The organism is Promicromonospora iranensis (assembly GCF_028994775.1).
Classification (GTDB): Bacteria; Actinomycetota; Actinomycetes; order Actinomycetales; family Cellulomonadaceae; genus Promicromonospora; species Promicromonospora iranensis_A.
In genome coordinates, this window is the sequence record NZ_JAJQMN010000021.1 from 55,508 (window position 1) to 74,826 (window position 19,319).

Sequence of the window (19,319 nt, forward strand, 5' to 3'; positions counted from 1 at the left end):
TGCTCCGACAGCCGGAGAACGTAGAACGACCGGAAGAAGCCCGGTGACGACCATCCGTGGAGGTCACTGTGCGAGTTCTTGGCGTGAATGCCCTCTTCCATGACCCGTCGGCCGCTCTCGTCGTGGACGGCCATGTGGTCGCCGCAGCCGAGGAGGAGCGGTTCACCAGGCGCAAGCACGGCAAGCGTCCCGTCCCGTTCGCGGCCTGGGAGCTTCCGGAGCAGGCGATGCGGTGGTGTCTCGACGTCGGCGGCCTCGAGCCGGAGGACCTGGACGCCGTCGCGTACTCGTTCGACCCGGCTCTCGCCAAGCCGTCGGACGAGATGGGTCTGCCCGACCCGTGGGACTGGCTGCGGCAGCTGTACGCCGAGCGGGCGCCACAGTTCATCGCCACCGCGCTGCCCGGGCTGAACCCCGCCGCCGTCCGCTTCGTGCCGCACGAGGTGGCGCACGCCGCATCGGCGGCGCTCGCCTCACCGTTCCCGACGTGCAGCGTCATGTCCCTCGACGGCCGCGGCGAGCGGTCCTCCTACCTGGCAGGACGGTACGACGGCGGGCAGCTCGAGGTGCTCGCCAGCCAGGAGCTGCCGCACTCCCTCGGCCTCGTGTACGAGTCCTTGACCGAGCACCTCGGCTTCCTGCGGTCCAGCGACGAGTACAAGGTGATGGCGCTCGCGTCGTACGGCCGGCCGCGATTCCTGCCCGAGCTGCGGGAGCTGCTCCGGCCCACGCCGGAGGGCGGGTTCGTGGCCGAGGCTCCCGACTGGTCGCGGTGGGCGGCTCCGGCCGTGCCGGGCACCATCCAGGAGCCCAGCGGCACGGGCGGTCTGCCCCCCGACCAGGCGGACCTCGCGGCGTCGGTGCAGGCACGGCTGGAGGAGCTGCTCGTCGAGCTCGCCACGGCGCTGCACGAGCGGACCGGCGACTCGGCGCTGACCATGGCCGGCGGCACCGCGCTGAACTGCGTGGCCAACTCCCGGCTCTGGCGCGAGACCCCCTTCGAGCACGTCTGGGTCCAGCCCGCCGCGGGTGACTCGGGCACGGCGCTCGGCGCGGCCCTGCAGCTCACGGCGGAGGCGGGCGTGCCCACCGTGCCCATGGCTTCGGCGGCGCTGGGCCGCGGCTGGTCCGACGACGAGCTGGCGGACGCGCTGCGCACGGCGCGCGTGCCGTTCACGACCCCTGCCGACCTCCCGGACCAGGTGGCCGGCGTGCTGGCCGACGACGGGATCGTCGCCTGGTTCGACGGCCGCTCCGAGTTCGGGCCGCGAGCCCTCGGCCAGCGCTCCCTGCTGGCGCACCCCGGCACCCGGGCGAACACCGAGCGCCTGAACGTGGTCAAGGGCCGCGAGCAGTTCCGCCCGGTCGCGCCGATGGTGCTCCTGGAGGACGCCCCGGAGATCTTCTCGGGCGGCCCGATCCCCAGCCCCTACATGCTGTTCGTCCACGACGTCGCCCCCGCATGGCGCGACCGGATCCCCGCGACCGTCCACGTGGACGGCACCGCCCGCATCCAGACGGTGGACGACTCGCAGCCGCGGCTCCGGTCGATGCTCCAGGCGTTCCGGGCACGCACCGGGCTGCCGGTGGTGGTGAACACCAGCCTGAACACCGCGGGCCGCCCCATGGTGGACACCCCGCGCGACGCGCTCGAGCTCTTCGGCTCCGCGCCCGTGGACCTCCTCGTGCTGGGTCCGCACCTCGTACGGCGCGGGGACCTGTTCACGTCCGAGCGGCAGCCCGGAGGTGCCGCGTGACTCCGTCGTACTCGATAGTCGTCCCGACGATCGGCCGCCCGCAGCTGCGAGCGATGCTCGACTCGGTGCGCGTCGCCTGCGCGAACGGGCAGCGGCCGCTCGACGTCGTGGTGGTCGACGACCGCGTGTTCCCCGACCACGGCGGGAACGCACCCCTCGATCTCGGCCCCGATCCGGTACCCGGCGTGCGGGTGGTCCGCACCGGCGGGCGCGGGCCGGCCGCCGCCCGAAACGCCGGGTGGCGCAGCGTCCGGACGGAATGGGTGGCCTTCCTGGACGACGACGTCGTGGTGCCGGAAGGCTGGGCCGCCGCCCTGGAGCAGGACCTGGCGGCGGCCGGCCCCGACGTCGCCGGCGTGCAGGGCCGGATCGTGGTGCCGCTGCCGGGCCACCGACCCCCGACCGACCTCGAACGCAACACCGCCGGGCTGGAGACGGCGGTGTGGGCGACCGCGGACATGGTCTACCGCAGGGCCGCGCTGGAGGCGGTGCACGGTTTCGACGAGCGCTTCCGCCGCGCGTACCGGGAGGACGCCGACCTCGCGCTGCGTCTCCGCGACGCCGGCTGGGATCTCGAGCACGGCGTCCGGTTCGTGGAGCATCCCGTCCGGCCCGCCGGGGACCTGGCAAGTGTCCGGGCCCAGGCCGGCAACGCTGACGACGCGCTGCTGCGTACGCTGCACGGCCGCGAGTGGCGCCGGCGCACCGGAGCCGGCCAGGGCCGCCTGCCCTGGCACGTGGCGACGGTGGCGGCAGGCCTGACGGCGCTCGGTGGCGGTGTGGCCGCCGCCGTCCCCGGTACGCGGGCGCCTCGCGTGGCAGGCGCGATCGCGGCCGTCGCCGGGACCGCGTGGGCGACCCTCACCGCGGCGTTCGCCGCGCAGCGGCTCAGGCCCGGACCACGGCCCGGCGACGAGGGCTACGGTCCCGAGCTGCGCCGCATGGTCGTGACGAGCGTGCTGATCCCGTTCGCCGCGGTCGCCCACCGCGCGCGCGGCGCGTGGACGTGGCGGAGCGGGTTCGACGGCCGGGTGCCCGCCTGGCCACCGCCCGTCCGCGCCGTGCTGTTCGACCGGGACGGCACGCTCGTCCGCGACGTGCCCTACAACGGTGACCCCGACGCCGTCGTGCCGATGCCCGGCGCCCGGCGCGTGCTGGACGGGCTACGCGCCGGCGGCATCCGGGTCGGCGTCGTCTCGAACCAGTCGGCCATCGGGCGCGGGCTGCTCACGAGCGCACAGGTGGACGCCGTCGACGAACGGGTCCGCCGGCTGTTGGGCCCGTTCGACACCTGGCAGCGCTGCCCGCACCGACCGGAGGACGAGTGCACCTGCCGCAAGCCGGAGCCGGGTCTCGTGCTCCGGGCGGCGGCGGCGCTCGGCGTGCTCCCGGCGGAGTGCGCGGTGGTCGGAGACATCGGCTCGGACGTGGGCGCCGCAGTGGCGTCCGGTGCACGCGGCGTCCTCGTGCCGACCGAGGTGACCAGACGGGAGGAGACGTCCGCGGCTCCCGTCGTGGCCGCCACTCTCGATGAGGTGGTGATGCTGCTATGACCTCCCCAGAACGCCCTGTACGGGTGCTCGCGATCCGGCTCGACAGCGACGGGGACGTGCTCCTGACCGGCCCCGCCGTACGCGCGCTGGCCGCTACCTACGATCAGGTGGACCTCCTGGTCTCCGGCTCCGGCCTGCAGGCCGCCAAGCTGTTGCCCGGCGTGACCGAGGTCCTGCGGTTCGACGCGCCGTGGTCCGGCGCCGAGCCGCCCCGGGTCTCGTCCGAAGCAGTGCTCGACCTCGTGGCCGGCCTCGTCGCCCGCCGCTACCAGCTCGCGGTGATCTTCACGTCGTTCCACCAGTCGCCGCTCCCGATGGCACTGCTCGCCCGCCTCGGCGGCGTCCGCAGGATCGTCGCCGTGAGCGAGGACTACCCCGGCTCACTGCTCGACGTGCGGCACAAGCGCCCGCCGGGTCTGCACGAGGTGGAGGCGGCCCTCGACCTCGCCGAGCGGGCCGGGGCCCGGCTGCCGGTGGAGGACGACGGGCTGCTCGCCGTCCGCCGTCCGCTGCCCCCCGTGCCGGAGCCTGCCGCGCGCGCCCTGGGCGTCGGGGGCACCTGGCGGCCGCGTTCGGTGGTGCTGCACCCGGGGGCGTCGGTACCCGCCCGGGCGCCGCTGCCCGAGGACGCCCGGGCCATCGCGGAGCGCCTCGCGGACGACGGCTGGGAAGTGCTCGTGACCGGCTCCCCCGCGGAACGGGACCTCACCGCCTACGTGGCCGGCGGCCACGCCACCGACCTGGGCGGGCTGACCGACCTGGCCCAGCTGGGCGCCGTCCTCGAGTCGGCCGCCTGCACGGTCGTCGGGAACACCGGTCCCGCCCACCTGGCCGCCGCGGTCGGCACGCCCGTGGTCAGCCTGTTCGCTCCTGTCGTCCCCGCGGACCGGTGGGCCCCCTACGGGGTGCCCCGGCTCGTGCTGGGCGACCAGGGCGCGGTGTGCCGCGGTACACGGGCCCGCACCTGCCCCGTGCCGGGCCACCCCTGCCTCGCGTCGGTCACGCCGGAACAGGTGTCCGACGCCGTCGCGCGGCTCACGCACCGGCCGCCCCGCGCGCCGGCCCCCGCCGGCGGGAACCACACCGAGGGGTGGTCCTCATGAGAATCCTTCTGTGGCACGTGCACGGTTCGTGGACCACGGCCTTCGTCCAGGGCGAGCACGAGTACCTGGTGCCGGTGCTGCCCGGCCGGCCCGCCGACGGGCGCGGACGCGCCCGGACCTGGGACTGGCCGGCATCGGTACGGGAGCTGGGACCCGCGGAGCTGCGCCAGGCGTTCGACGACGAAGGGGTGGACGCCGTCCTGCTCCAGCGGCCGCACGAGGCCCGGCTCCTGCGGGAGTGGACCGGACGCCGCGCAGGGCGGGACGTGCCGGCGATGTATGTGGAGCACGACGCCCCGGGCGGGCCCGCCGCCGCCACACGGCATCCCCTGGCCGACGTCGACGTCGTGGCCGACGGTCACGTCCCCATCGTGCACGTGACCCGGTTCAACGCCCTCATGTGGGACACCGGCCCGGCGCGCACGGCGGTGATCGAGCACGGCATCCCCGACCCGGGCCACCGCTACACGGGCGAGCGCGAGTGCATCGCGGCAGTGGTGAACGAGCCGGTGCGCCGGTGGCGCGCCGCGGGTACGGACGTGCTGCTCCAGATCGCCCGCCAGGCACCGGCCGAGGTGTACGGGATGGGGACCTCGCTGCTCGCCGAGCACCTCACACCCCTGGGCCCGACGGCGGCGGGAGCGGCCGACCGCCTGTACGACCTGCCGCAGGCGGAGCTGCACGACCGGCTCGCGGGTGCCCGCGCCTATCTGCACCCGTACCGGTGGACCAGCCTGGGGCTCGCGCTGCTGGAGGCCATGGCCCTCGGCCTGCCCGTCCTGGCCCTGCCCGTCACCGCCGCCTACGCGGCTGTTCCGCCCGAGGCCGGCGTGCTCAGCGCCGACCCGGACGAGCTCGCGGCCGTGGCCCGCCGCTGGCTCGCCGACCCGTCGGAGGCTGCCGCCCACGGCAAGGCCGCCCGCGAGCACGTCCTCGCCCACTACCCCCTCGACCAGTTTCTCGACCGCTGGACCACGCTGCTGACACAGGAGGTGTCGCCATGAAGATCGGCATGATCTCGGAGCACGCCAGCCCCCTCGCCGTACTCGGCGAAGCGGACGCCGGTGGACAGAACGTCCACGTCGCGGCGCTGGCCCAGCGTCTTGCCGCGGACGGTCACACCGTCGACGTCTACACACGGCGGGACGACCCGGCGCTCCCGGAGCGGGTCCCGCTCACCGACGGCGTCGACGTCGTGCACGTCGACGCGGGTCCACCCGAACGGTTGCCGAAGGACGAGCTGCTGCGCTGGATGCACCCGTTCGGCGACGACCTCGCGGCCCGCTTCGCCGACCCCGAGGTGCGGCCGGACGTGCTGCACGCCCACTTCTGGATGTCGGGCCTGGCCGCGCTGCGTGCCACCCGCCGATCGGACGACGGCCACCTGCCGGCCGTTCCGGTGGTCCAGACCTTCCATGCGCTGGGCTCGGTCAAGCGCCGGTACCAGGGCAGCGCCGATACCAGCCCCACCGCACGGATCCCGCTGGAGAAGACCCTGTGCGCGGACGTGGACCTGGTGATCGCCACCTGCCGGGACGAGGTCCGCGAGCTGCGGCAGCTGGGCGCGGCGGACGACCGGGTCCGCGTGGTGCCCTGCGGCGTCGACCTCGGTGTGTTCACGCCGGGCCCGGCCCGGGCGCAGCACGCGGACGAGGACCGGCCCCTGCGTCTGCTCTCCCTGGGCAGGCTCGTGGAGCGCAAGGGCGTCGCGACGGTCGTCGAGGCCCTTGCCCGCCTCGACAGGCACGCCCCTCCGGTGGAGCTGCTGGTCGCGGGCGGGCCGCCCCTCGGCGAGCTCGACCGCGATCCAGAGGTGCGCCGCCTGCGTGCCCAGGCCGAGCGGCTGGGTGTCGCCGACCGGGTGCGGTTCCTCGGCGCGGTATCGCACGAGGACGTACCCGAGCTGCTCCGCAGCGCCGACGTGGTGGCGTGCACCCCCTGGTACGAGCCGTTCGGGATCGTGCCGCTGGAGGCCGCGGCGTGCGGCCTGCCGGTCATCGCGTCGGAGGTCGGAGGCATGCTCGACACCGTGGTGCACGAGCGCACCGGGCTGCTCGTGCCGCCGCGTGACCCCGCCGCCGTCTCCGACGCGTTGCTGCGCCTGGCGGACCGTCGGTTCCGGCTCCGCCTCGGCGCCGCCGCCCGCGTCCGCGCCGAACGCCGGTACGGCTGGGCCTCGGTGGCCCGGCAGACGGCCGAGGCCTACGCCGAGGTCGTCAGTTCCTCGTCCGCACGCGCGCCGCTGCCGCAGTGGTCTGCGGCAGGGGCTCCGCTGGTCTCCGCAGGAGGTACCCGATGAGTTCGCAGCCCGTCCGACCGACCGCCCTCCAGCCCTCCTCCAGCGGCCGGAACTGGCTCCGCCAGCACCGCGCCGACCTGTTGACCGGCCTCGACCACCTCAGCTCCAGCTTCGGCCGGATCGAGGCGTGGGGCCAGGACCTCGCCGAACGGCTGGTCTCCGGCCAGCGCCTGCTCGTGGCGGGCAACGGCGGCAGCGCCGCGGAGGCCCAGCACCTGACCGCGGAGCTCGTGGGCCGCTTCGAAGGCGAGCGTGTCCCGCTCGCGGCGATCGCCCTGCACGCGGAGACCTCCAGCCTCAGCGCGATCGTCAACGACTACGGCCAGGACGAGATGTTCGCCCGGCAGGTCGCGGCCCACGGCAGGCCTGGCGACGTGCTGCTGTGCCTGTCGACGTCCGGCGCGAGCGCCAACGTGCTCGTCGCGGCCCGGCGCGCCCGCGAGCTGGGACTCACCACGTGGGCGCTCACCGGCCGGGCGCCCAACCCGCTCGCGGCACTGTGCGACGACGCGCTCGCCGTCCCGTCGGTCTCCACGTCGGCGGTGCAGGAGATCCATCTCGTCGTCGCGCACACGCTCTGCGCGGTGCTCGACGCCCACATCGCCGCGGGCGGCACACGCGTACGCCGGACCGGGTCACGCACGGCGGGGGCGAACGCATGACCGGGAACGGCGCCGCCGTCGGTGATCTCTCGCGCAAGCTGGCCGACACCTCGCCCGGCGGGGACGGTCGGCCGAAGGTGGCCGTCGTCGGCGATCTCCTGCTCGACCGGGACATCGACGGGTCGGTGACCCGGCTGGCCCCCGACGCCCCGGTACCCGTCGTCGACGTGTCGGAGGTCCGCCAGAGCCCGGGTGGCGCGGGGCTCGCCGCCCTGCTGTGCGCCCAGCGGGCCGACGTCGTCCTCGTCGCGCCGATCGCCGATGACGCGGACGGCCAGGAGCTGCGCCGACAGCTGTCCGACATCACCGTCGTCCCGCTCCGCCACGACGGTCCGACCCGCCGCAAGACGCGCGTGCGCAGCTCCGGGCAAGGTCTGGTCCGCCTGGACGACGGCGGCCCGGGCACCCCGCTCGGGGTGAACCAGGCGACCGCCGAACGCGTGCGCGACGCCCTCGCGGGCTGCGACGCCGTCCTCGTCGCCGACTACGGCGGCGGCATGACCCGGGAGCCGCTCCTGCGGGAGGTCCTCACCGAGTCGGCGGCGCGCGTGCCGCTCGTCTGGGACCCGCACCCGCGGGGTGGTGAACCCGTCCCCGGCGCGGCGCTCGTGACGCCGAACGCGGCGGAGGCCGAACGGGCGGCGCAGCACCTTCCGGTGCCGCCCTCGGACGCCGACACCGAGGTCCCGGCGGTCGCCGATGTGCTGCGCAGGGCCTGGGACGCGCAGGCGGTGAGCGTCACCGCCGGGGACCGCGGCGCCTTCGTCGCCACCCGCCCGGCCGACGGCGACCGCACCGACGACGCCCCCGGCGTCGTCTGCCACCTGCCCGCCGAACCCGCGCACGGACCCGACCCCTGCGGTGCCGGCGACCGCTTCGCCGCGACCGTGACGGACCGGCTGGCCCGCGGGGACGCGGCCACCACCGCCGTCCGGGAGGGTGTGGTCGCCGCGAGCGCCTGGGTCGCCTCCGGGGGCGCCGACGGCTTCCGGCGTGCCCGGACGGCCGCCCGGCAGCCCGTCGAGCAGGGCAGCCCGTCGTCCCTGGAGGAGCTCGGTGCGCGGATGCGCGCGGCGGGCGGTGTGCTGGTCGCGACGAGCGGCTGTTTCGACCTGCTGCACGCCGGCCATGTCACGATGCTCGACAGCGCGCGGCAGCTGGGCGAGCACCTGGTGGTGCTGGTCAACTCCGACCGGTCGGTGCGGCGCCTCAAGGGACCCGAGCGACCGGTGGTACCCCTGGCCGACCGGCTCCGGGTACTGGAGAGCCTCGCGAGCGTCGACGCCGCCGTGGTCCTCGACGACGACGAACCGTCCGCCGCCGTGGCCGCGCTCCGCCCGGACATCTGGGCCAAGGGCGGCGACTACACGTGGTCCGACCTGCCCGAGGCCTCGGTCGTCCGCTCCTACGGGGGACGCGTGGTGACTCTGCCGTACCTCCCGGGCCGCTCGACGACCGGGCTCTTCAGCCAGGTCCGGGCGGCCGAATCCCAGCCGTCCCAGATCCCGTCGACCCTGAGGAGGTCATCATGATCGCTCCCACCACCGCAACCACCCCGCCGTCCACCGCACCCGCTCCCGCAACGTCCCCGCTCGCTCCCCGGTCGGTCGGCACGGTGTTCGTCACCGGCGGCTCGTCCGGGCTCGGCGCGGCACTCGTCGACGTCCTGGCCGCCGCCGGCGGCACCCCGGCCGTTCTCGACGTGGCCGAGCCGAGTGCCGACGTGCCGTTCGCGGCGGCTGACCTCGGCGAACCGGGCGCGGCGCAGGCCGCCGTCGACTCGCTGGTGGAGCAGGTAGGACCGCCCGACGCGGTGGTCACGGCCGCCGGGATCGACGCGTGCGGCCCGCTGCTCGACATCGCCGCGGAGGACTGGGAGCGCGTCATCCGCGTGAACCTGCTCGGCACCGTCGCGGTGGTCCGGGCCGTGCTCCCGTATCTCGAGGAGCGGCGCGGCACGGTCGTGACCGTCGCCTCGACGCTCGCCCTGCGCGGCGCCGGAGACGCAACGGCCTACTGCGCGTCGAAGTGGGGCATCCGCGGGTTCACCCAGGCCCTCGCCGCGGAGTACGCGGGCCGGGTGGGCGTGACGTGCCTGATCCCCGGCGGCATGCGGACGCCGTTCTTCGACGGCCGCACCGAGCAGTACAAGCCGGGCCCGGACGCCGACCTGAACGACCCGGCCGCCACGGCCGCCGCCGTCGTGACGGCACTGACGCAGCCGCAGGGCAGCGAGATCCGGGAGATGCTCGTCATGGCGTCGGGTGAGGCCTCGTGGCCGTGACCTGGCGAGCTCCCGGGAGCTCGTCATGACCGTCCTCGTCCTGCGGGCTCTCGGGCTCGGCGACATGCTCACCGGCGTCGCCGCGCTCCGCGGGGTGCGGCGGGCATGGCCCGGACACCGGGTCGTGCTCGCCGCACCCCGGCCCCTCGGCCAGTGGCTGGCCGACCACGGGGTGGTGGACGCGGTCCTGCCGACCCAGGGGCTGAGCCGGCTCCCCTGGCCCTGGGCGGGCCCGGGCGGCGCCCAGGACGCTCCGGGATGCCTCGCGGTGAACCTGCACGGCCGCGGGCCGGAGAGCCACCGCGTGCTGCAGGCGACCCGGCCGGACGCACTGCTCGCCTTCGACAACACCGACGCCGGCCACATCGGGCCCGACTGGGACGACACCGAGCACGAGGTGCTGCGCTGGTGCCGGCTCGTGCGGAGCGTGGGCGGGTACTGCGAACCCGAGGACCTACGCCTCGGCCCGCTCGACCCGCCGGGCGGACGAGGTGTGGAAGGCACCGGGACGCAGGAGGGTGGCCGGGGCGCGGTGGTCGCCCACCCGGGCGCCGCCGCCGAGGCCCGACGCTGGCCCACCGCCCGCTGGGCGCGGGTGGTGGGTGCGCTCGCGGCGCAGGGTCACGACGTCGTCCTGACCGGGTCGGAGGCCGAGCGTGGCCTCTGCGCCCAGGTCCGGCTCCAGGCGGACGCGGGCGACGCGGTGCGCGACACCTCGGGCCGGCTCGGCCTGCCCGCGCTGGCCGAGCTGGTGTCCACGGCCCGGCTGCTCGTCAGCGGGGACACGGGAGTCGCGCACCTCGCGACGGCGTACGGCACGCCGTCGGTCACCCTGTTCGGGCCGACGCCGCCCGCGCTGTGGGGGCCGTCGATCGACCTGCCCCGGCACGTCGTCATCTGGCACGGCGAGCGGGACGCTCCGCGGCGGGACCCGAACGCGGGTCGGCTGGACCCGGCGCTCGCTCAGGTGCCGGTGGACGAGGTGGTCGCGGCGTGCGAGTCCCTGCTCACGCGGCTCCCCGCGACCGGGAACGAAACCACGACACCGTCCGGGCCAGACCTTCCGTCCAGCCGACACGCGGCTCCCAGCCCAGCTCGGTCCGCGCCAGGGTGATGTCCGGGCAGCGCATCCCCGGGTCGTCGACCGGGCGCTCGACGTACTCGATCCGTGACTGCGAGCCCACCGCCCGGATCACGTCCTCGGCGATCCGGCGGACCGTGAGCTCGTGCGGGTTACCGAGGTTCATCGGGCCGGCGTGCCCGCTGCGCGCGAACGCCAGCAGGCCCTCCACCAGGTCGTCGACGTAGCAGAGCGACCGCGTCTGGCTGCCGTCGCCCGCTACGGTGAGCGGCTCGTCCGCGAGCGCCTGCCGGATGAAGGTGGGTACCACGCGTCCGTCGTGCTCCCGCATGCGAGGCCCGTAGGTGTTGAAGATCCGGACGATGCCCGTGTCGGTGCCGAGGGCGCGCCGGTATCCGGCGGTCAGTGCCTCACCGAACCGCTTGGACTCGTCGTAGACGCTCCGGGGGCCGACGCTGCTCACGTTTCCCCAGTACTCCTCGGTCTGTGGATGAACCTGTGGATCGCCGTACACCTCCGAGGTGGAGGCGAGGACGAACCGCGCGCTGTGCTCGCCCGCCAGGTCGAGCGCGGCGCGGGTACCGCGGGACCCGGCGTCGAGCGTCTCGATCGGATGCTCCAGGTAGTCGACGGGCGACGCCGGGGACGCGAGGTGCAGCACCAGGTCGACTCCGGGCCGCAGCGCCGCGCGGACCGCTCGTGAGGCGAAGCCCTCGGCGACGTCGCACTGCTCGAACCGGAACGCAGCGTGCCCGCGCAGGCCGCCGACGTTGTCCGGTGCGCCCGTCAGGAGGTTGTCGAGACACACCACCTCGGCGCCGGACTCGAGGAGCACCTCGCACACTCGGCTGCCCACGAACCCGGCACCCCCTGTCACGACGACCCTCATCGTGGGGCCTCCCCGGGGCACGGTCTCCAGCTCACGCTGCGCATGGGGTCGTCCTCTCGCCGGAACTCCCGCAGCCTGGTCTCGACCGCACTGTTCCACGGTGCACCGGGCCCGGTTCACTCGCAGCCGAACGCGAGGGCGGTCCAGCCGTGCCGAGGACGTGACACCCTGGTCCCGTGAGCTTCACGCATCTCGACGACCGCGGCCAGGCCCGCATGGTCGATGTCACCGCCAAGCAGCCGACGATCCGCTCCGCCACGGCCTCGGGCACCGTTCGGTGCGGGCCCGACGTCGTGCGGGCGCTGCGCGACGGCGCGGTGCCCAAGGGTGACGTGCTGGCGGTGGCTCGCATAGCGGGCATCGCGGCCGCCAAGAGGACGCCGGAGCTGCTGCCGCTCGCGCACGTGATCGGCGTGCACGGCGCGGCGGTGGACCTCGCGGTGACGGACGACGGCGTCGCGATCACCGCGACCGTCCGTACCGCGGACCGTACGGGGGTCGAGATGGAGGCGCTCACGGCGGTCGCGGTGGCCGGTCTCGCCGTCGTCGACATGGTCAAGGGGCTCGACAAGTCCGTCTCGCTCGCGGACGTGCGCCTGGAGCGCAAGACGGGCGGCAAGTCGGGCGACTGGACGCGTCCGGAATGATCACCGTCCGCTACTTCGCCGGTGCCCGCGAGGCGGCCGGAGTCACCACCGAGCAGCTCGACGGCCCGACGACGGTCGCCGCCCTCCGCGACGGCCTCACCGCCGCCCACCCGGGCCTGACCGCGGTGCTGCCGAAGTGCGCGCTGCTGGTCGCGGGCGCCCGCACGACGTCGGACGAGGCGAAGATCCCGGACGGCGTCACGATCGACGTGCTCCCACCCTTCGCGGGCGGCTGACCGTACCTGGGCCGTGAGCGGGTGTCAGTGGTCGCCGCCCACCAGCTGGGAACGGACGTGCGGCCAGAGCGTGAGCACCACCTGGAGCCCGTCGCGCACTCCGCCCGACGATCCGGGGAGGTTCACCACGAGCGCCCGCCCGCCGTCCGCGGCGCTGGCGAGCCCCGCCAGCCCCCGGGAGAGCGCGGCGGTGGCCACTCCCGCCGCGATGCCCTGCTGGCGGACCGCCTCGGCGATCCCTGGGATCTCGTAGTCGAGCACCTCGCGCGTGCCCTCGGGCGTGAGGTCGCGCGGGGCGATCCCCGTACCGCCGGTGGTGATCACCAGCCGGGCACCCTCGTCGAGCGCGGTGCGCAGCACGTCCCGGACCGTCTCGACGCCGTCGGGCACCAGGTGGCTGCGCACGTCGGTGAGCCCCGCCTGCTCCAGGAGCGACACCGCCGTCGGCCCGGACCGGTCCTCGGACTCACCGCGTGCGCAACGGTCGGAGACGGTGATCACCGCTACCCGGTCTGACGTCATACCGACACGCTATCGGCCTCCGGCTCCTGGGGCTTGGCCTCCGCCTCCTGGGACACAGCGACCTCCGCCGCCTTGTCCCGGCGGTAGGCACGCACGGACCAGGCGACGGCGGCGGCCCAGGCGAGCCAGACCACCACGTACACGGCGATCTTCACGCCGTCGCCCGCGGCGATCCAGTCGCTGTTGAGCAGGGTGCGGGAGTTCGTCAGGATGATGACGCCGCCCACGAGCGAGCCGAGGATGCGCGGCGGCACCAGGCGGACCAGCCATGCGGCGATCGGTGCCGCGATCAGGCCGCCGATGAGCAGGGCGAGCACCCAGGTGAAGTCGATTCCCGCGCCGCTGAGGCCGACGAAGAAGCCGACGCTCGCGGCGATCGCGACGAAGAACTCGCTGGTGTCGATCGTGCCGATCACCTTGCGGGGCTCCATGCGGCCGCTCGCGAGGAGCGCGGGCGTGCCGACCGGGCCCCAGCCGCCACCGCCGGTGGCGTCCATGAAGCCTGCGACGAGGCCGAGCGGCGTGAGGAAGCGGCGGCGCAGCGGCTTCTCGGAGCGCGCGGGCAGGCCCTGCACCGTGAAGCGGAGCAGCACGTAGAGGCCCAGCCCGAGCAGGATCACCGACATGACCGGGCCGGCGATCTCGGTCGAGAGCGAGGACAGGAACGTGGCGCCGGCGAACGCGCCGATCGCACCGGGGATGCCGATGCGGGCCACCACCTTCCAGTCCACGTTGCCGAAGCGCCAGTGCGAGGCGCCGGAAGCGAGAGTGGTGCCGATCTCGGCGAGGTGCACGGTGGCCGACGCCGACGCCGGGTTGGTACCGATCGCGAGCAACAGGGTCGTGGAGGTCACGCCGTAGGCCATGCCCAGACTGCCGTCCACCAGCTGCGCGCCGAGGCCGACGAGCGCCAGCAGGATCAGGGTTCTCATGGTCGTGACCTTCCAGGTCCGGGAATACGACACAGGCCGCACACGGACGGCCCGGACCAGAGTAACCGCCTAACCCGGTCGGAAACAACAAGCATCTCAAACATCGGATAAGTAGGCATGCGGAGAGCGCCCGGGGACCCTGAGGGGTCCGTCAGGAGTTGGCCCAGGCCGACTCGCCCTGCGTCAGGGCGCGGACGTCGTCGGGCAGCGTGCCGGCCACCAGATCGGCGAGCGTGACCGCCTCCAGCACGGCGCGCACATTGGCACGGAGCGCCACCCACACGTGGAGCAGCGGTGCGGCAGGACCCTGGAACTCCAGGTCGGACGGTCGGTTGCCGCGGACGAAGACCAGCGGCCCGTCCACGGCCCGCACCACGTCCGCGATGGTGATCGTGTCGGAGGCCCGCGCCAGGCGGTAGCCGCCGCCCGCGCCGCGGTGGCTCGTGACGAGCCCGTCGCGGCGCAGATCGCTCAGGATCCCCTCGAGGAAGCGGTGCGGTATGTCCTGCGCGCGTGCCAGAGCCTCGGCGCGGACGGGTCCGTCGTGGTCGGCCGCCGCCAGCTCGGCGGCTGCCCGGACGGCGTAGTCGGCTCGTGCGGAGATCCTCATGCACCCATTCTCTCCTGTACGTCGTGCGGGGTGCGCCGGGATAACCTCGGCACCGTGTCAAGACTCGTGAGGTTGCCGCCCGGCGCCCGGCGCCGGGTTCCCGCACCGGGCACGGCCGCCGCTCTGGTGGTGAGCCTGGGGGCCGGCCTGGTCCTGGCAGGCTGCACCCCTGCGTCCGACGGCGAGACGCTGACCGTGCTGGCCGCGGCCTCGCTGCGCGAGCCGTTCGCCGCCCTGGAGACCACCTTCGAGAACGCGCACCCCGACGTGGACGTGACGCTGTCGTTCGGCGGGTCGTCCGACCTCGCCGACCAGATCGAGGCGGGCGCCCCCGCCGACGTCGTCGCCACCGCCGACGAGCCCACGATGGCGCGCCTGACCGACGCCGGCCTCGTCGGCACACCCACCGTCTTCGCCACCAACGTGCTCACGATCGTGGTGCCGACGGGCAATGCTGCAGGTGTCACGAGCCTCGCCGACCTGGCACGACGCGATGTCGACGTGGTGCTCTGCGCGCCGGAGGTGCCGTGCGGCCGAGCCGCCGCGGCGGTGACGGACGCCGCCGGTGTCACCCCGCACACCGTGAGCGAGGAGCCGAGCGTGACCGACGTGCTGGCCAAGGTGTCCCTGGGCGAGGCGGACGCCGGCCTCGTCTACGTCACCGACGCCGCCTCGGAGCCGGAGGACATCGAGACCGTCCCCACCCCGGAGGCCGCCGACGTCGTCAACACGTATCCCGTCGCGGTGCTGTCCGACCCGCCCGCACCCGACCTGGCCGACGAGTGGGTAGCCCTCGTCACGGGTGCGGAGGGCCGGTCGGCACTGTCGGAGGCAGGGTTCGGCACGCCGTGAACGGCCTGCCGCGATGGGTGGTCCTCCCGGCGGCGCTCGGCGCGCTGCTGGTGGTCCTGCCTGTCGCGTCGCTGCTCACCCGCGTCGATGTCGGCTCGCTCTGGCCGCTCCTGACCTCCCCTGGTGCGCGCGACGCGCTCTGGCTGTCCCTGCGCACCTCGGTCGTCGCGACGACCCTGTGCGTGGCGCTCGGGGTGCCGCTCGCCCTGGTGCTGGCCCGGGCATCGTTCCCCGGGCGTCGGCTGGTCCGCGCGCTGCTGTTGCTCCCCCTCGTGCTGCCGCCGGTGGTGGGTGGTCTCGCGCTGCTCACGCTGCTGGGACGCAGCGGGCTGCTGGGCGGTGTACTCGAGGTCATCGGGATCCGCGTCCCGTTCACGACGGCGGCGGTGGTGCTCGCGCAGGCGTTCGTGGCCCTGCCGTTCCTGGTCCTGACGCTGGACGGGGCGCTGCGGTCCCATGACACGGCCCACGAGGACGTCGCCGCGACGCTCGGCGCGCGGCCCACCCGGGTGCTGCTGCGGGTGACGTTGCCCGCGCTCGCGCCGGCGCTCGTCTCGGGAACGGTGCTGGCCTTCGCCAGGGCGCTCGGTGAGTTCGGGGCGACCATCACGTTCGCCGGTGCCCTCCAGGGCGTGACCCAGACCCTGCCGCTCGAGATCTACCTGCAGCGATCGTCGGATCCCGACGCCGCCGTCGCGCTCTCCCTGGTGCTCGTGGTGGTGGCTCTCGCGATCATCGTCGCGGCCTACGGTCCGTGGTTCACTCAGGCCCCGAAGCTCTCGGAGACCTCGCGACCCGGCGGACCTCCGACCAGCCCCGTGCCCGCGGCGAGCGTTGTCGACGCGACCGTGTCTGACGGATCCTCGTCCGGTGGCACCGCAGCTGGGGTGACCGCGACCGGCAGCGCGGCCCGGACGCCGGTCCCGCTGACCGTACGGGTCCGCGTACCCGGACGGGGCGTCGATGTCTCACTCGACGTCCCCGCGGGCGAGGTGGTCGCCGTCCTGGGCCCGAACGGGGCGGGCAAGTCGACGCTGCTCCAGGCCGTGGCCGGACTCGGCGACCGCAGGGGGGACGTCATGGTGACCATCGGGGATCGCGTGCTCGCAGGCCCCGGTGTCCCGACCGCACCGCCGCGCGACCGGCGCATCGGCTGGCTCGGGCAGCGCGCTCTGCTGCTGCGGCACCTGTCCGTCACTGACAACGTGGCCTTCGGCCCCGTCTCTCGCGGCACCGCCCGGGCCGCGGCACGCGCGTTCGCGCGTTCCCTCCTGTCCGACGTCGGCGCGGCGCACCTCGCCGGACGACGCCCGCACGAGCTCTCCGGCGGTCAGGCGCAGCGTGTGGCGATCGCCCGGGCGCTGGCCACCGACCCGGACGTCCTCCTGATCGACGAGCCGTTCTCCGCGCTCGACGTGGGTGCCGCGCAGCATGCCCGCCTCCTGCTGCAGGCGGCGCACCGCGCAGCACCCCGCACCACGCTGCTCGTCACGCACGACCTGCTGGACGTCGCGCAGCTCGCCGACCGTGTCGTCGTCCTCGAGGGCGGCCGCGTCGTCGAGGACGGGCCGACAGCGCAGGTCCTCACGCGTCCGCGCTCGGCGTTCGGTGGTCGCTTTGCCGGGGTGAACCTGCTGGTGGGCCGGGTTATGGCGGTTCGGGATGCCGCGGTGGGAGACATCGCGGCGGGAGACATCGCGGCAGGAGATCCGGCGGTCGGCGATCCAGCTGCTGCGGTGGAGGGCAGTCGGGGACCCAACGGTGGCGCTGTCGAGGCGTCGACCGCCGTCCTCGCCACCGCGCTCGGCGAGGTCCATGGAACGACGGAGGATGCGCTCGAAGCGGAGGCCGAGGCCGTCGCCCTCTTCGAACCACGCGCTGTCTCGGTGCACCGCGAACCCCCGGGTGGCAGTCCGCGCAACGCCTTTCTGGTGGTGCTGACCGGGATCGAGCCGCATGGCCCGCTCCTGCGGGTCTGGGCCTCCGCCGAGCGTGGCACGCGCAGCATGGCGGGGGCACGCGGTGTCATCGATGCCCCGCCAGGCCTTGGCGTGCCTGGCGGCGGACCCGATCCTATGGACCTCTCCGGCACCGGGCCGGAACAGGTCGCGGCGGACCTCACCCCCGCCGCCGTGGCGGAGCTCGGCGCGGTGCCCGGGGAGCGACTCTGGTTCGTCGTGAAGGCGGCCGAGGTGACCGTCCTTCACCGATAGCGACCGGCGGCTTCGGCGTCAGGCCAGGATGTGGCCCGCCCGCTGCGCCGAGGCCGCGAACGATCCGGTCAGCGGAAGTTCCGGCAGGATCACTGCCTGAGCAGCGTGGTAGACATCAGGCTTGCCGACCCACGTACGGCCCGACGGGCGGTTCTCCGTGTCGAGCTCGTGGTGCCACGAGCCGTGCTCGGCGTCGATGAGATTCGCCTGGATCCAGGCCCACCATTCGGCCTCGAGCTCGGCGTAGCGTGCCTCGCCGGTGACGCGCCCGAGCACATGTGCGGTGGCGACCGCCTCGGCCGCGACCCAGTGGAAACGACGTGCCTCGACAGGCGTGCCCGACCAGTCAGTGGTGTAGACGAAGCCGCCGCCCTCGGCGTCCCATCCGTCGGCGACCGCCCGGTCGAACAGCGCGATCGCGGCATCGGTCCGGCGTCCGGCAGTCTCGGCCTCGGCGTCGATCTGCAGCAACAGCCGCGCCCACTCGAGCCCGTGACCAGGTGTCGCGCCGTACGGCTTGAACGGGTCGTGCGGCCGGTCCGCGTTGTACTCGAGGAGCGGATTCCACGCCGCGTCGAAGTGCTCGGGGATCCGCCACTCGTTCGACTTCGCCCAGCTGACCACTCGATCACCGATGGCGGCCGCCCGTCCCAGCCAGAGTCCGTCTCCGGTCGCAGCATGTGCCGCCAGAAGTGCCTCGACGGAGTGCATGTTCGCGTTCACTCCGCGGTAGTCCGACGTCGACGACCAGTCGCGTGACCGCTCGTCCACGTGCAGTTCCTGCTCCGGCTCCCAGAACCGTGCGTCCAGCACGGCGAGGGCCTTGGTGAGCAGCTCTGATGCGCCGGCGACGCCCGCTACCTTGCCGGTCGAGGCGGCAAGCACCACAAAGGCGTGCGCATAGGCCTCCTTCGTACCGACCAGCTCGTCGCCCTCACCGCGGGCAGCCAGCCAACCGCCGAACTCCGGGTCGGCGAGCACGTTCTGCAGACCGCTGATGGCGCGCTCAGCGTACTCGTCCGCTCCGCTCACCCCCAGCAGGTGTCCCACGGCGAAGATGTGCGCCATACGGGACGTGATCCACGTTTCCACGGGGTGCGAGGCATCGGGCCGGCCGTGGTCATCGAGCCAGCAAGCAGCCCCGTCCTCACGGACAGACCCTTCAGCGAAACGCAGCAGCGAGACGAAGTGCTCCCTGCGCCACGCGGAATCAGCGGTGCTTGCGGGCTGGGCGCTGGTCGAGCCCGCGCCGGTGCGGGTTGTGTCTGCGTTCACATGGCCACGATAGCCGCGGCCACTGTGTCCCCGGCAAGTTGCCCAGAGTGCGGCCGCCCCAGCCGTTCCGCGCCGGCCCAGTGTTTGTACCCGGGACGGTCGGTGTTTCGGGCGTAATCGCTGGGTGGGCCGGCGCATCGCTGGGTGGGCCGGGGCGTCGGGTCGCGTCGTCTGGTCGGAGTCGCGTCCGGGCGGGTCGGGTTGCGGGCCCAGGGTTTGTGCCCGGAACGGTCGGTGTTTCGGGCGTAAACGCTGGGTAGACCGCGGTGTCCGGGCCCGCGCGCAGGACCGGGCCCCGGGGTGGGGTGCCGGCGGCAGTGACGGGCGGGCTGTGGGGGCGTTGTTGGGGGAATGCAGTCAGGGGGTGGAACCAGGCACGACCCCGTGGGGTTGTGCCTGGTTCC

General features: G+C 74.3%; 18 protein-coding genes and 1 pseudogene. 14 read left to right on the plus strand and 5 right to left on the minus strand.

Translation table 11 applies throughout. The features are described from left to right. Nucleotides 1–68 precede the first annotated feature (68 nt). From LUU90_RS25505 to LUU90_RS25550, 9 genes are read left to right on the plus strand one after another with little or no spacing between them, the layout of a single operon-like run. The gene (locus LUU90_RS25505) at nt 69–1,757 is read left to right on the plus strand and encodes a carbamoyltransferase family protein (RefSeq protein WP_275007072.1); all 1,689 of its coding nucleotides are present in this window, start codon (nt 69–71) and stop codon (nt 1,755–1,757) included. Beyond that, nucleotides 1,754–3,310 (plus strand): HAD-IIIA family hydrolase, encoded by a 1,557-nt coding sequence (locus LUU90_RS26425; RefSeq protein WP_342471229.1) that lies wholly within the window; start codon nt 1,754–1,756, stop codon nt 3,308–3,310. The genes LUU90_RS25505 and LUU90_RS26425 overlap by 4 nt, the downstream gene beginning before the upstream one ends. Next, complete coding sequence (locus LUU90_RS25520; RefSeq protein WP_275007074.1) at nt 3,307–4,413, plus strand: glycosyltransferase family 9 protein; 1,107 nt, start codon at nt 3,307–3,309, stop codon at nt 4,411–4,413. The genes LUU90_RS26425 and LUU90_RS25520 overlap by 4 nt, the downstream gene beginning before the upstream one ends. Then, nucleotides 4,410–5,417, plus strand: a complete 1,008-nt coding sequence (locus LUU90_RS25525; protein ID WP_275007075.1) for a glycosyltransferase family 4 protein — start codon at nt 4,410–4,412, stop codon at nt 5,415–5,417. Before LUU90_RS25520 ends, LUU90_RS25525 begins: the two co-directional genes overlap by 4 nt. Then, nucleotides 5,414–6,712: a glycosyltransferase gene (locus tag LUU90_RS25530; RefSeq protein WP_275007077.1), complete on the plus strand. Its 1,299-nt coding sequence runs from the start codon at nt 5,414–5,416 to the stop codon at nt 6,710–6,712. The genes LUU90_RS25525 and LUU90_RS25530 overlap by 4 nt, the downstream gene beginning before the upstream one ends. After that, nucleotides 6,709–7,374: a D-sedoheptulose-7-phosphate isomerase gene (locus LUU90_RS25535; RefSeq protein ID WP_275007078.1), complete on the plus strand. Its 666-nt coding sequence runs from the start codon at nt 6,709–6,711 to the stop codon at nt 7,372–7,374. The genes LUU90_RS25530 and LUU90_RS25535 overlap by 4 nt, the downstream gene beginning before the upstream one ends. Then, a complete protein-coding gene (locus tag LUU90_RS25540) occupies nt 7,371–8,906 on the plus strand; it encodes a PfkB family carbohydrate kinase (protein WP_275007080.1) in 1,536 nt (511 codons plus the stop codon). The genes LUU90_RS25535 and LUU90_RS25540 overlap by 4 nt, the downstream gene beginning before the upstream one ends. Next, a complete protein-coding gene (locus LUU90_RS25545) occupies nt 8,903–9,658 on the plus strand; it encodes an SDR family oxidoreductase (RefSeq protein WP_275007081.1) in 756 nt (251 codons plus the stop codon). The genes LUU90_RS25540 and LUU90_RS25545 overlap by 4 nt, the downstream gene beginning before the upstream one ends. Before the next feature lie 25 nt (nt 9,659–9,683). Further along, nucleotides 9,684–10,772 carry a glycosyltransferase family 9 protein gene (locus LUU90_RS25550; RefSeq protein ID WP_275007084.1) on the plus strand — a complete coding sequence of 363 codons (1,089 nt, stop codon included), beginning with the start codon at nt 9,684–9,686 and terminating at the stop codon, nt 10,770–10,772. Here LUU90_RS25550 and LUU90_RS25555 read toward each other — a convergent pair. After that, nucleotides 10,666–11,628 carry an NAD-dependent epimerase/dehydratase family protein gene (locus LUU90_RS25555; protein WP_275007085.1) on the minus strand — a complete coding sequence of 321 codons (963 nt, stop codon included), beginning with the start codon at nt 11,626–11,628 and terminating at the stop codon, nt 10,666–10,668. The genes LUU90_RS25550 and LUU90_RS25555 overlap by 107 nt on opposite strands. A gap of 176 nt (nt 11,629–11,804) precedes the next feature. On the opposite strand from LUU90_RS25555, the gene moaC reads away from it, so the two are divergent. Then, complete coding sequence (gene moaC, locus LUU90_RS25560; protein WP_274997949.1) at nt 11,805–12,275, plus strand: cyclic pyranopterin monophosphate synthase MoaC; 471 nt, start codon at nt 11,805–11,807, stop codon at nt 12,273–12,275. Next, entirely contained in the window at nt 12,272–12,511 is a 240-nt protein-coding gene (locus LUU90_RS25565; protein ID WP_275007086.1) for a MoaD/ThiS family protein, read from the plus strand. The genes moaC and LUU90_RS25565 overlap by 4 nt, the downstream gene beginning before the upstream one ends. A gap of 24 nt (nt 12,512–12,535) precedes the next feature. On the opposite strand, the gene LUU90_RS25570 is transcribed toward LUU90_RS25565, so the two are convergent. From LUU90_RS25570 to LUU90_RS25580, 3 genes are all read right to left on the minus strand, one after another. Continuing rightward, nucleotides 12,536–13,033, minus strand: coding sequence for a MogA/MoaB family molybdenum cofactor biosynthesis protein (locus LUU90_RS25570; protein WP_275007087.1), 498 nt, complete (start codon nt 13,031–13,033; stop codon nt 12,536–12,538). Then, nucleotides 13,030–13,965, minus strand: a complete 936-nt coding sequence (locus LUU90_RS25575) for a sulfite exporter TauE/SafE family protein (protein WP_275007088.1) — start codon at nt 13,963–13,965, stop codon at nt 13,030–13,032. The genes LUU90_RS25570 and LUU90_RS25575 overlap by 4 nt, the downstream gene beginning before the upstream one ends. 151 nt (nt 13,966–14,116) lie before the next feature. Then, nucleotides 14,117–14,575 carry an RrF2 family transcriptional regulator gene (locus LUU90_RS25580; RefSeq protein WP_275007090.1) on the minus strand — a complete coding sequence of 153 codons (459 nt, stop codon included), beginning with the start codon at nt 14,573–14,575 and terminating at the stop codon, nt 14,117–14,119. A 54-nt stretch (nt 14,576–14,629) separates the two neighbouring features. Here LUU90_RS25580 and modA point away from each other — a divergent pair, with 54 nt between their 5' ends. From modA to LUU90_RS26535, 3 genes and pseudogenes are all read left to right on the plus strand, one after another. Then, complete coding sequence (modA, locus tag LUU90_RS25585; RefSeq protein WP_275007091.1) at nt 14,630–15,427, plus strand: molybdate ABC transporter substrate-binding protein; 798 nt, start codon at nt 14,630–14,632, stop codon at nt 15,425–15,427. Continuing rightward, nucleotides 15,424–16,179: pseudogene (locus tag LUU90_RS26530) on the plus strand (ABC transporter permease); the annotation flags it as partial. The gene modA and the pseudogene LUU90_RS26530, both read left to right, overlap by 4 nt. Before the next feature lie 135 nt (nt 16,180–16,314). Next, on the plus strand, nt 16,315–17,640 hold the full coding sequence (locus LUU90_RS26535) for a sulfate/molybdate ABC transporter ATP-binding protein (protein ID WP_275007096.1): 1,326 nt from the start codon (nt 16,315–16,317) through the stop codon (nt 17,638–17,640). An 18-nt stretch (nt 17,641–17,658) separates the two neighbouring features. Here LUU90_RS26535 and LUU90_RS25600 read toward each other — a convergent pair whose 3' ends face one another. Beyond that, nucleotides 17,659–18,915, minus strand: coding sequence for an AGE family epimerase/isomerase (locus LUU90_RS25600; protein ID WP_275007093.1), 1,257 nt, complete (start codon nt 18,913–18,915; stop codon nt 17,659–17,661). Between the last annotated feature and the right edge of the window lie 404 nt (nt 18,916–19,319).